Source organism: Oceanicola sp. S124, from assembly GCF_000220565.1.
Lineage (GTDB): Bacteria > Pseudomonadota > Alphaproteobacteria > Rhodobacterales > Rhodobacteraceae > Pseudooceanicola.
This window is the reverse complement of the sequence record NZ_AFPM01000072.1, coordinates 19,385-30,738: the sequence shown is the minus strand read 5'-3', so window position 1 is coordinate 30,738 and position 11,354 is coordinate 19,385. Positions and strand designations below refer to the sequence as shown.

Below are 11,354 nucleotides of genomic sequence, written 5' to 3'. Positions count from 1 at the left end.
CATGCCGCTTGGCCACGTCGGGGTGGTTTCGAATGTGGACGGTGACCGCAAGATCCGTATCGATCACGCCAACTGGCACCGCAACGAGGTTTCCCTCGGCATGTCGGTCATCGACGTCTCGAAGGACAACGACTGGAGCCGCGTGCGTGTGGAGACCTATCCCGGCGCCTATGGCAGCGTCTATCCGATCAACGGGTTCATCCTGCCAGATGAGGATACGGCCATCCTTTCAGTCAGCGACGCCGACGGGTCCTGAGGCCCCCTCGGACACTCCCGGTACGTCGGCGTTGTCAGGCGGCCAGCTCCATCTCGTTCTGGACCACCAGCTGCGACAGCTGACGCACCAGCGCGTAGATATGCATCGAGGTGCCGGGGACATTGGCGCCTGACCGGGTGGCCTCGGCCAGCATGCCCTGAAACAGGCTCATCGCGTCCAGCCGCGAAGGCGGCGATGCCGATGCGGCGCTGCTCCCATCCCCCCGCGTCACAACCGGCACGGTCCCGCCTTCCTCCTGCGGCGTGCCGTCCTTCTCTGCCTCGGCCACCGGCGCCGGGTCGGGCAGCGGCGACGGTTGCAGATCCCCTTCCCGGGCCCCGGCGGGTTCGGGCAGAGGTCGCTCTTCGGTCGGGGGGCGCTGATGAGGGGCCTCGGCCACCTCGGGCTCGGCCGGGTTGTGGCGCAGCTCCGGCGCAAAGAGCGGGCGGGCCTGTGTCGGCAGTTCCAGCATGGCGCGCTCCTTCCTGTGCAGCCTGGTCCGGCGTTGGACCATGGTCTGGTTTGCGTGCTTCGGGACAGCTTCCGATCCGTCATCGTCCCGGCGTCGGCCTTTCCGGCCTGGGTCTCGTTGCTTCTACGTCCCGGGCGGTGTCCCGTGCCCCGACCGACAGGGGGGCGGGGCGAAGGGGGGGCGGCGCAGAGAGGCCATGCCCAGAGTGGCGCCCGGAGATTACCACCGCCTTGCGTCCCGGCGAGGTTCCCGGCGCGCAGGCAGCACTTTCCGTCCGCCAGCCTTCTGCACGTGGGCCCCTGCCCGACCCTGCGATGATCCGTACACCTGGCCGGTCTCTCTGACGGATCATGGCGGCCGCTTTTCGGCTACCACCGCGCGGTTTCCCTGCTAGGCTGAGCCATGCCCTGCATGTCCCTCGACACCCCGACAGGCCGTTTCTGGCTGCTGGAAGACAACGGTGCGATCACCCGCGCCTCCTGGCGCGACCTCGGCCCCGAGGCGCCTACGGAGCTTCTGCGCCGGGGGATCGACCAGTTGGCGGAATATTTCGACGGCCGGCGCCGCAGCTTCGACCTGCCGCTTCGGATCGCGGGCGGAGACTTCCAGCGCCGGATCTGCACCGAGATCGCGGCCATCCCCTTCGGCGAAACGCGCACCTACGGCGATCTGGCCCGCACGCTTTCGGCCCCGGCGCAGGCCGTTGGACAGGGCTGCGGCGGCAACCCGATACCGGTCATCGTACCCTGCCACCGCATCCTGGCAGCCACCGGGCTGGGCGGCTTTTCGGGCGAAGGCGGGGTGGAAACCAAGGTCTGGCTGCTGAAGCACGAGGGCGCGGCCTCGCTGCTGATCTGACCCGCTCCCCGGACGCAGGCGCTGCGCCGGGGCCGGATCATCAGGATCCCGCGCGGGGATCAGACGGCGGCCAGCTTGGCCCCGCCCTTGGGTTTGCGACCCTCGTCACCGGCGTTCTCGTCGATGAACTCGAGCACCAGCGGGCGGATGTTGTTGCGCCAGGACGAGCCGGCGAAGATGCCGTAGTGGCCCGCGCCCGGTTCGAGGTGCTGCGACTTCATCTTGTCCGGCACCCCGGTGCAGAGATCCAGCGCCGCGACGCATTGGCCGGGGGCCGAGATATCGTCCTTCTCGCCCTCGACGGTCTTCACCGCGACATTGGTGATCTTGCCGATATCGACCGGGTGACCGTTGATGGTGAAGGTATTCGAGGCGATCTCGGAGTTCTTGAAGATCCGCTCGACAGTCGAGAGGTAGAACTCCGCCGTCATGTCCATCACCGCCAGGTATTCGTCATAGAAGCGGTTGTGGCGGTCGTGGTCACCGGCCTCGCCGCGGGCGACGCGCATGATCTGGTCGGTGAAGGCCTGGGCATGGGTTTCCAGGTTCATCGAGATGAAGGAGGTCAGCTGCAGCAGCCCCGGATAGACCCGGCGACCGATGCCCTTGTACTTGGCGCCGACGCGCTGGATCATCAGCTGCTCCAGCTGGCCCATGGAGACGCTGTGGCCGAAATCCGGTGACCTCGGTCGGGGTCGCATCGGGGTCGATGGGGCCGCCGATCAGGGTCAGGGTGCGCGGCTGCGCCTCGGGGAAGATCTCGGCCAGGTAGGCGGTGGCGGCCAGGGTCAGCGGCGCCGGCTGGCAGACCGCGATGACGTTCACGTCCGGCCCCAGCTCCTTCATGAAATCGACAAGGTAGAGGGTGTAGTCCTCGACATCGAACTTGCCTTCGCTGACGGGAATGTCGCGGGCATTGTGCCAGTCGGTGATGTAGACTTCGCAGTCGGGCAGCAGGGACACGACCGTCGAGCGCAGGAGCGTCGCGTAATGACCGGACATCGGCGCCACCAGCAGCACCTTGCGGGGCTTCTCCTCGCGGCCCTGGACCTCGAAGTGGATCAGGTCGCCGAAGGGCCGTTCCACCACCTTGGCAATGCTGACCATATGGTCGCGCCCGTCCTTGCAGGGCACGCTGTAGATCCCCCAGTCAGGCTTGGCGACCATGCGCTTGTAAGCCCGTTCCGTAACCTCGCCCCAGGCGGCCATCATGGTCAGCATCGGGTTCGGCACGAGCGCGAAGGCCGGATAGGACGCGAAACTCAGCGCAGAAGAGCCCATCCACTGCTGGGTATTGCGTACGGTCTCCATAAGGTCGTAGCTTGCCATGAAGCGCATCGGTATCTCCTTCTCGCGGGGCAGGGCCCGGTTTGTCTCCGTCCACGGGGTCTTCCGGGCAGCGCGGCTCTGACAAGGCCAGATCTGGACCTCTCGCACCGGGGTCACCGGCGGTCACGGCGGCTCATGCTGCAGAGCAGAAAATAGGGGGGAATCGTTTACATGACAATACAAGATACCTCTGACGCGGGGGAATCCGGTCAGGAAAACCTCGAAAAGCTTAAGGCAAATCTGGCCCGGGTAGAGGAGCTGTCGCAGCGGTTCATCCAGGCGTTGAAGGAACGGCACGCGACGCCGCCCGGACTGCAGGGGCCGACGCCGGCGCTGTTTGCCCAGGCCGCCGGGGCCTACTGGGCCGAGATGATGCAGAACCCGGCCCGCATCTTCGAGCACCAGCTGGACTACTGGGGCAAGTCGGTGACCCATTTCCTCGAGGCGCAGGAGGCGCTTGCCAAGGGCAAGCTGCAGGCGCCCGAGGATCACGGCCCCGAGGATCCACGCTTTACCAACCCGCTGTGGAAGACCCACCCCTATTTCAACTACGTCAAGCAGCAGTACCAGCTGAACACCGATGCCATGGCCAAGGCGGTCGAGGATGTCGAGGGCATGTCCGACACCGAGAAGGCCCGGCTGCGCTATTTCACTGGCCAGATCGCCGACATGATGGCGCCGACCAATTTTCTGGCAACCAACCCCGATGCGCTGGAACGCGCGCTGGAAACCGACGGTGAGAGCCTGGTGCAGGGGCTTGAGAACCTTGTCCGCGACCTGGAAGCCAATGGCGGCGAGATGCTGGTGCGGCTGGCCGACGGCTCGGCCTTCCACCTGGGCCAGAACGTTGCCACGGCACCGGGCAAGGTGGTCTGGCGCAATCACCTGCTGGAGCTGATCCAGTACAGTCCGACGACCGAGCAGGTGCATTCCACGCCGCTGGTCATCTTCCCGCCCTGGATCAACAAGTTCTACATCCTCGACCTGAAGGAGCAGAACTCGTTCATCCGCTGGGTGGTCGACCAGGGCTACACGCTGTTCGTCGTCTCCTGGGTCAACCCAGATGCCGCCTATCGCGACATCAGCCTGGACGACTACGTGCAGGACGGGTTCATCGCCGCCATCGAGCAGGTCAAGCAGATCACCGCGCTGAAGCAGGTCAACGCCATCGGCTACTGCATCGGCGGCACCACGCTGCACCTTGCGCTGGCGCTGATGAAGAAACGCGGCGACCGCTCGGTGAAGTCGGCGACCTTCTTCACCACGCTGACCGATTTCTCGGACCAGGGGGATTTCACCCCCTTCCTGCAGGACGATTTCGTCGATGCCATAGAGGCCGAGGTGCAGACCGCCGGCATCCTGCGCAGCGCCATCATGGCGCGGACCTTCTCGTTCCTGCGCGCCAATGACCTGGTCTATCGCCCGGCGATCCGCAGCTACATGATGGGCGAACAGCCCCCCGCCTTCGACCTGCTCTACTGGAACGGCGACGGCACCAACCTGCCCGCCGCCATGGCCGTGCAATACCTGCGCGAGCTTTGCCAGAACAACCGGTTCGTCGGCGAGGGCATCGAGATCTGCGGCGAGGTGCTGAAGATCGACGAGGTGTCCGTGCCGCTCTGCGCCATCACCTGCGAGACCGACCACATCGCCGCCTGGCGCGCCGCCTACCGCGGCTTCCTGCAGACCGGCGCCAAGGACCGGACCTTCATCGTCTCGCAATCGGGCCATATCGCCGGGATCGTCAATCCGCCCTCCAAGAAGAAGTACGGCCACTACACCAACGCCGCCCTGCCCGACACGGCAGAGGCCTTCATCGAGGGGGCGGAGTTCACGCCCGGCTCCTGGTGGCCCCGCTGGGAAGCCTGGCTGGCGAAGAAATCGGGCAAGATGGTGCCGGCCCGCCAGCCGGGAGATTCGACTCATCCCGCGCTTTGCGACGCACCCGGTACTTATGTCTCGGCCCCCCTGCCCCTCTGATCCCCGGCCCGAGCGGGTTTCCGGGCTGCCCAAGTATCTGGCAGCATTGGTTAAAGCATACGCATCCGCCGGGACTTGCTGCAGTGCAGAAAAAACTTGATTTGCTGCACTGCAGCATGCATACTCTTCTCAAGATTGAACGACGGGGCCTGCACATGGTCCCAAACCAGAAGAGGATGGACTAATGGCGAAGACCCAGGACTACACCGCGATCATGAAGGACTTCATGGGCGCATTCCCGGTCGACACCTCGGCGATGGAAGACGCTTTCAAGACCCAGGCCACCCTGGGCGAAAAGCTCTCTGCCGTGGCGATCGACGCCGCCGCCAAGTCGACCGACCTGTCGACCAAGTGGACCAAGGACACGCTGACCAAGCTGGCGGAAATGTCCAAGGCCAAGGCAGAACCGGCCGACTATGCCAAGTCGATGACCGATTTCGCCTCTGCCTGCGCCGAGATGTCGGCCGAGCACATGGCCGCCTTCGCCGAGATCGCGAAGAAGGTCCAGGCCGACACCGTCGAGCTGATGATGGCGGCCGGCAAGGACATGACCGAGGAAGCCTCTGCCGCCGTGCAGAAGGCCACCAAGGACGCCACCGCCGCCGCCAAGAAGGCCGCTGCGAAGTAATCTCCCTCCCAAGGGAATTTGCGTCCCCTGTGCTCCTCCCCTTTGGGGACGCGATGAAGAAGGGCGGGTCCTCACGGGCCCGCCCTGTTTCTTTGCCACCTGTTTCCCTGCTGCGCCCTCCGGTTCATCGCGCCATTTGCGATCCTGCGCTATTCGCCTTCCTGCGCAAATGGCCACACCACACCCGTTTCATTGCCTCGAAGGCGCCGCGACATCCGGTCGCGACAGTGCTTTCTTTTTGCCAAACAGTGCTCTAGGCTTTGCTGCAACGCTGCATAAACGGGGGAGGAATTCCGGTGGCAGACAGTGACTCTCCGCTTCTCATCAAGCGCTACGCCTCGCGGCGTCTCTACAATACCGAGACCAGTGACTACGTGACGCTCGAGGATATCGCGGGCTTCATCCGCGAAGGCCGCGAAGTGCAGATCGTCGACCTAAAATCGGGCGACGACCTGACCCGGCAATACCTGCTGCAGATCATCGCCGAGCATGAGAGCCGGGGCGAGAACGTCCTGCCGCTGAACGTGCTGACCGACCTCGTGCGGACCTATTCCACCTCGGCGGGCTCCGTCGTGCCGCAGTTCCTCGCGGCCTCCTTCGAGATGCTCCGGGACGGGCAGTCGAAGATGATGGAGAACCTTGAAAAGGTGAACCCGATGATGGCCAACATGCCCGGCATCGAGGCCATGCAGGCCCAGCAGGCCGCCTTCCTGAAGGCGATGACCTCGGGCTTCGGCAACAGCTGGTCCGGCCCCGCGCCCGAGGGCAAGGACGCCCCCGCCTCTGGCGGCGATGATCTGGAACAGATCAAGGCGCAGCTGGCAGAACTGCAGAAGAAGCTGTCCAAGCTGAGCTGACCCGGAGCCCGTTCCATGGCGGACAGAACCGACGCCGCCTCGCCCGGGCGCATCACGCTCTGGGGGATCGAGGTCTTCGTTGCCACCGCCGAGGAGCGTTCCATCTCTGCTGCGGCGCGGCGCCTTGGCGCCAGCCCCTCGGCGGTGTCCCAGCAGCTGACCAATCTGGAAACCGCCCTGGGCCGCACGCTGCTGATGCGACAGTCGCGGCCCGTCGCCCTGACCCGCGCCGGAGAGGCCTTCCGACGCCGCGCCGAGGCGATCCTGACCGAGGCCGCCCAGGCCCGGGCGGAAATGCTGGTCAGCGACGACACCCCCGCGTTGACCCGATTGCGCCTGGGCGTGATCGAGGACTTCGAGGCCGACGTCACGCCCGGCTTGCTGACCCGTCTCGCCCGTGACCTGACCGGCTGCCGTTTCCTGCTGGAAACCGGCGCCTCGCATTACCTGCATGACCAGCTGGACGCCCAGGCGCTGGACGTGGTCATCGCCGCCGAGATGGGCGCACCCGAGGACTGGGCCGAGGTGCATGACGTGCTGCGCGAGGGTTTCATCGTCGCCATCGGCAAGGGCCGCATCGACCCGGGGCGCGACCTGTTGGAGCAGCTCAAGGCGCAGACGATGATCCAGTATACCACGCGCCATTACATGGGGCGGCTGATCTCGACCCACCTCGCGCAGCAGAACCTGCGGCTGGATCACCGCTTCGAGCTGGACAGCTACCACGCCATCCTGGCGCTGGTCTGCGCGGGTGCGGGCTGGACCATCCTGCCGCCGCTGGCGCTGCTGCGCGCCCGCCGCCTGATGCCGCAGCTCGACATCCATCCCCTGCCCTTCGCGCCGCTCTCGCGCCGCATCGTGCTGACTGCGCGCAAGGAGATCCTGGGCACTGTCCCGGCACAGATCGCCAGCGAGCTGCGCAGCCTGCTGCGCGACATCGCCCGCGACGCCCGGCCCGAGGACTATCCCTGGCTGGAGACCTCGGTCTCGATCGCGCCGGACTGATCCAGCGGGTGATGACAGGCCGCGCGGTGGTCCTCGCCCGACAGCTGCGGCACCTCCCGCGCGCAAAGCTCCGTCGCATGAGGACAGCGCGCCCGGAAGGCACAGCCCGAGGGCGGGTTGAGCGGGTCCGGCAGTTCCGTCTCACGCCCCTCTGGCGCGGTCAGCGCGCGGCCCACGACCGGCGCGGAATTGGCCAGCAGTTTCGTATAGGGGTGGCGGGGCGCGCGGAAGATGTCCTCGGCCCGCCCGACCTCGACCACCGAGCCGAAATAGAGGACGGCGACACGATCCGACACCGCCTCGACCACCGCCAGATCGTGGCTGATGAACAGGTAGGTCAGCCCCAGCTCGGCCTTCAGATCGGCCAGCAGGTTCAGCACCTGCGCCTGCACCGAGACATCCAGCGCCGAGACAGGCTCATCCAGGATCAGGATCCTGGCCTCTGCGGCCAGGGCCCGCGCAATGCCGATCCGCTGCGCCTGCCCGCCCGAGAATTCATGCGGGTAGCGTTCAAGGAACTCTTCACGCAGGTTCACCGAGGCGAAGATCTCGGCGATGCGCTTGTCGCGCGCGGCCCGGGTCATCCCGTGCAGGCGCTTCAGCGGGGCTTCCATGACCTGGCGGATGGTCTTGCGCGGGTTCAGCGAAGAGATCGGATCCTGGAAGACATACTGGATCTTCTTGCCGAACTCCGCCGGATCAGCGTTGTCGAGCGGCGCGCCGTTGATCTCGATGCTGCCTCCGGTAGGTGGCAGCAGGCCGACCAGCATCCGCGCCAGCGTGGACTTGCCGCAGCCGGATTCGCCCACGATGCCAAGGGTTTCGCCCTGCTGCACCTCAAGGTCCACCGGCTGCACCGCATGCACCACGCCGCGCGGCTTGCCCAGCAGGCGTTTGCCGACCGGGAAGCTTTTCGTGAGCCCGTCGAGTTTCAGAACCGTGCTCATGCCACGCCCTCCTCCAGCTCGGCCTCGGGGTGGATGCAGCGCACCGCCCGCATACCGGGACCTTCCAGCGCGATATCGCCCTCGCGGCAGGCTGCGGAGGCCTTCAGGCAGCGGGGCGCAAAGGCGCAGCCAGGCTCCAGCCGGTCGACTGCCGGGGGTAGACCCGGGATGGCCTCCAGCCGCCGTCGCCCGCCGCCCAGCTCGGGCACGCAGGCGATGAGACGCGATGTATAGGGATGTGCGGGCGCGTTCAGGACCGCCTCGGTCGGGCCGGTCTCGACGATACGTCCGGCGTACATGACCGCAACACGGTCGCAGAGCTGGGCGACCACGCCGAAGTCATGGGTGATGAAGACGATGGCCAGCCCGCGCTCGCGGCGCAGCTCGTCCAGCAGCGACAGGATCTGCGCCTGCACGGTCACGTCCAGCGCCGTTGTCGGCTCGTCCGCGATGATCACCTCGGGGTCATTGGCCAGCGCCATGGCGATGCCGACGCGCTGGCGCATGCCGCCCGACATCTCGTGTGGGTAGCTGTCGATGCGGCTTTCGGCATTGGGGATGCGCACCTGCTTCAGCAGGGCCACGGCCCGCGCGCGGGCCTCGGAGCGGCCGACGGGATGATGCACCCGGATCGCCTCGATCAGCTGGTCGCCGACCTTGTAGAGCGGATGCAGCGTCGCCAGCGGGTCCTGGAAGATATAGGCCACCTTGTCGCCGCGCAGACTGCGCAGGTGTTCATATGGCGCGCCGACAAGGTCTTCGCCCTGGAAGTAGACCGCGCCGCCGGTGATCACGCCGGGGGGCGAGGCGACCAGCCCCATGACCGACAGCGCCGTGACCGATTTGCCCGATCCGCTTTCGCCGATCACGCCCAGGCATTCGCCCGGCGCGACCTTCAGATCGACGCCGCCGACGGCCTTGTAGATGCGGTTTTTGACGTGGAACTGGGTCTGCAGCTGGCGCAGGCTCAGCACCGCCTCGCCGTCGCCCTGATCCGGGATCGTGCCCTTGCGCTCGACCCGTGTCGCCGGCATCGGCCGGGTCAGCGCCCCCGAGCGCAGGCGCGGATCCAGCGCGTCGCGCACCCCGTCGCCCAGCAGGTTGATGCCCATGACGATGACCAGGATCATCGCGCCCGGCACGATGGAGGTATGGGGGTTGGTGATCAGCGCGCCGCGCGCCTCGCCCAGCATGGAGCCCAGATCCGCCTGCGGCGGCTGAGAGCCGAGGCCGAGGAAGCTGAGGCCCGCGGTTTCGAGGATCATCCACCCGATGGTGGTGGACATGGCGATGACGATGACCGGGATCACGTTGGGCAGGATCTCGGTCAGGATGATGCGGGTGTGGCCGAGGCCGGCAAGGCGGGCGGCGTCGACGAACTCCTTGTGCGCGAGGCCGACGGTGACGCCGCGGATGTTGCGGGCGAAGAAGGGGATGTTCACGGCGGCCACCGCGATCAGCGCATTGGTCAGGCCGGGGCCGAGGGCCGCGACGATGGCCAGCGCCAGCAGGATGTAGGGAAAGGCCATCAGCATGTCGACGCCGCGCATGATCAGGTTGTCCGTGCGCCCGCCGAAATAGCCCGCGATGATACCGATGGCGGCGCCGAAGAAGGCGGCGAAGAAGGCCGCGGCGAAGCCGACCGCAAGGGACAGGCGGGTGCCGTGCAGCAGCCGCGCCAGCAGGTCGCGGCCCAGATGGTCGGTGCCCAGCAGGTGGCCCTGCGCGCCCGGCATGAGGAAGCGGTTGGCGGTATCTGTCACATCCGGGTTGGCCAGAGGCAGCAGCGGCGTGACCAGCGCCAGCAGCACGACGAGGGACAGCACGATGCCCCCGGCTGCGGCGAGGCGGTTGCGCATGAGGAGGGTCAGGAATTGCACGGGCGCCTCCTCAGGTCTTGATGCGGGGGTCGAGCAGGCTTTGCGCCACGTCGACCGCGATGTTGAAGAGCACGTAGCAGGCGGCGACGAAGACCACCCCACCCTGCACCAGTAGAATGTCACGCTTGAGGATGGCATCGACCAGCATCCGGCCGACGCCGGGCCACTGGAAGACCATCTCGATATAGACCGCGCCCGACAGCACGAAGCCCGCCTGGATGCCCAGAACGGGGATGATGCCGACCATGGCGGCGCGCAGGGCATGGCCCCAGACCACACGGCCCTCGCGCACGCCCTTGGCGCGGGCGGTGCGGATGAAGTCCTGACGCAGCACCTCCAGCATGGCCGAGCGCGACAGGCGCGCGACCACGCCGGTGGCGACCACGGCGAGGGCGAAGGCAGGCATCACCAGGTGATTGGCCACATCGGCGAATCCGCCGCCGCCATAAGCCATCTTCATGCCCGAGACCGGGAACCAGCGCAGCTCGACCGCGAAGATCAGGATCATCATCATGCCGAGGAAGAAGGACGGAATCGAGATCCCGAGAAGCACCGCGAAGGTGATGCCCTTGTCCGCCCAGCCGTATTGCTTCGCGGCGCTGATGACGCCTGCCGCGATGCCCAGCAGGGTGCAGAGCAGGAAGGAGGTGCCCGCCAGCAGCAGCGTGGCAGAGAAACGGTCCAGCACCTCGTCGATGACGGGGCGGTTGAGGCTGAAGGAGGTGCCGAAGTCCCCGGTCAGCATGTTGCCGAGCCAGATGAAATAGCGCGCGACCAGCGGCGCATCGAGGCCGAGGTCGCGGTTGATCTTTGCGACGTTCTCGGGCGTGGCATAGGCACCTAGGATCGCCAGCGCCGGATCTCCCGGGATCAGCGCCATGATCAGGAAGACGATCACCGTGATGCCCAGCAGGACGGGCACCGCCGAGAGGAGACGTTTGAGGATATAGCCGGTCATGCCTTGCCTCCGCTGGGGTCCGGTCGGGGGTCTTGGGGCGGATGGTAGGGCCAAAGGTGGATTGGCATCCACCCTACGCGGCTGCCCGCCTTGCCCCCGGGATATGAAGGACGGCGGATGCGTCGCCCGCCGCCCGCAAGGGGCGTAGGGTGGGTGCGAACCCACCTTCCGCCCCGGATGTCAG

General features: G+C 66.6%; 9 protein-coding genes and 2 pseudogenes. 6 read left to right on the top strand and 5 right to left on the bottom strand.

Annotation, left to right across the window (positions count from 1 at the left end):
• A pseudogene (locus OS124_RS23840) lies at nt 1-256 on the top strand (hypothetical protein); the annotation flags it as partial.
• Nucleotides 257-290: 34 nt separating this feature from the next.
• Here OS124_RS23840 and OS124_RS0105930 read toward each other — a convergent pair.
• Nucleotides 291-728 (bottom strand): hypothetical protein, encoded by a 438-nt coding sequence (locus OS124_RS0105930; protein ID WP_010138481.1) that lies wholly within the window; start codon nt 726-728, stop codon nt 291-293.
• 402 nt (nt 729-1,130) lie between these two features.
• On the opposite strand from OS124_RS0105930, the gene OS124_RS0105925 reads away from it, so the two are divergent.
• Nucleotides 1,131-1,586, top strand: coding sequence for a methylated-DNA--[protein]-cysteine S-methyltransferase (locus OS124_RS0105925; RefSeq protein WP_010138480.1), 456 nt, complete (start codon nt 1,131-1,133; stop codon nt 1,584-1,586).
• A 59-nt stretch (nt 1,587-1,645) separates the two neighbouring features.
• On the opposite strand, the pseudogene phaZ reads toward OS124_RS0105925, so the two are convergent.
• Nucleotides 1,646-2,924, bottom strand: a pseudogene (gene phaZ, locus OS124_RS23835) (polyhydroxyalkanoate depolymerase).
• A 162-nt stretch (nt 2,925-3,086) separates the two neighbouring features.
• On the opposite strand from phaZ, the gene OS124_RS0105915 reads away from it, so the two are divergent.
• From OS124_RS0105915 to OS124_RS0105900, 4 genes are all read left to right on the top strand, one after another.
• On the top strand, nt 3,087-4,895 hold the full coding sequence (locus tag OS124_RS0105915) for a PHA/PHB synthase family protein (protein ID WP_010138476.1): 1,809 nt from the start codon (nt 3,087-3,089) through the stop codon (nt 4,893-4,895).
• Nucleotides 4,896-5,079: 184 nt separating this feature from the next.
• The gene (locus OS124_RS0105910) at nt 5,080-5,523 is read left to right on the top strand and encodes a hypothetical protein (RefSeq protein ID WP_010138475.1); all 444 of its coding nucleotides are present in this window, start codon (nt 5,080-5,082) and stop codon (nt 5,521-5,523) included.
• Between the two features lie 296 nt (nt 5,524-5,819).
• Nucleotides 5,820-6,380: a polyhydroxyalkanoate synthesis repressor PhaR gene (gene phaR, locus OS124_RS0105905; RefSeq protein WP_010138474.1), complete on the top strand. Its 561-nt coding sequence runs from the start codon at nt 5,820-5,822 to the stop codon at nt 6,378-6,380.
• A gap of 15 nt (nt 6,381-6,395) precedes the next feature.
• The gene (locus OS124_RS0105900; protein WP_010138473.1) at nt 6,396-7,385 is read left to right on the top strand and encodes a LysR family transcriptional regulator; all 990 of its coding nucleotides are present in this window, start codon (nt 6,396-6,398) and stop codon (nt 7,383-7,385) included.
• Here OS124_RS0105900 and OS124_RS0105895 read toward each other — a convergent pair.
• The 3 genes from OS124_RS0105895 to OS124_RS0105885 are packed head-to-tail and all read right to left on the bottom strand — an operon-like array spanning nt 7,343 to nt 11,170.
• Nucleotides 7,343-8,332, bottom strand: coding sequence for an ABC transporter ATP-binding protein (locus tag OS124_RS0105895; RefSeq protein ID WP_010138472.1), 990 nt, complete (start codon nt 8,330-8,332; stop codon nt 7,343-7,345). The genes OS124_RS0105900 and OS124_RS0105895 overlap by 43 nt on opposite strands.
• Nucleotides 8,329-10,212 (bottom strand): dipeptide/oligopeptide/nickel ABC transporter permease/ATP-binding protein, encoded by a 1,884-nt coding sequence (locus OS124_RS0105890; protein WP_010138471.1) that lies wholly within the window; start codon nt 10,210-10,212, stop codon nt 8,329-8,331. The genes OS124_RS0105895 and OS124_RS0105890 overlap by 4 nt, the downstream gene beginning before the upstream one ends.
• Before the next feature lie 10 nt (nt 10,213-10,222).
• On the bottom strand, nt 10,223-11,170 hold the full coding sequence (locus tag OS124_RS0105885) for an ABC transporter permease (RefSeq protein ID WP_010138470.1): 948 nt from the start codon (nt 11,168-11,170) through the stop codon (nt 10,223-10,225).
• Nucleotides 11,171-11,354 lie beyond the last annotated feature (184 nt).

Excerpts from the sequence above, each read along its gene's own strand:
- OS124_RS0105930 (WP_010138481.1), bottom strand. The coding sequence starts at position 728 with ATGCTGGAACTGCCGACACAGGCCCGCCCGCTCTTTGCGCCGGAGCTG.
- OS124_RS0105925 (WP_010138480.1), top strand. The coding sequence starts at position 1,131 with ATGCCCTGCATGTCCCTCGACACCCCGACAGGCCGTTTCTGGCTGCTG.
- OS124_RS0105915 (WP_010138476.1), top strand. The coding sequence starts at position 3,087 with ATGACAATACAAGATACCTCTGACGCGGGGGAATCCGGTCAGGAAAAC.
- OS124_RS0105910 (WP_010138475.1), top strand. The coding sequence starts at position 5,080 with ATGGCGAAGACCCAGGACTACACCGCGATCATGAAGGACTTCATGGGC.
- OS124_RS0105900 (WP_010138473.1), top strand. The coding sequence starts at position 6,396 with ATGGCGGACAGAACCGACGCCGCCTCGCCCGGGCGCATCACGCTCTGG.
- OS124_RS0105895 (WP_010138472.1), bottom strand. The coding sequence starts at position 8,332 with ATGAGCACGGTTCTGAAACTCGACGGGCTCACGAAAAGCTTCCCGGTC.
- OS124_RS0105885 (WP_010138470.1), bottom strand. The coding sequence starts at position 11,170 with ATGACCGGCTATATCCTCAAACGTCTCCTCTCGGCGGTGCCCGTCCTG.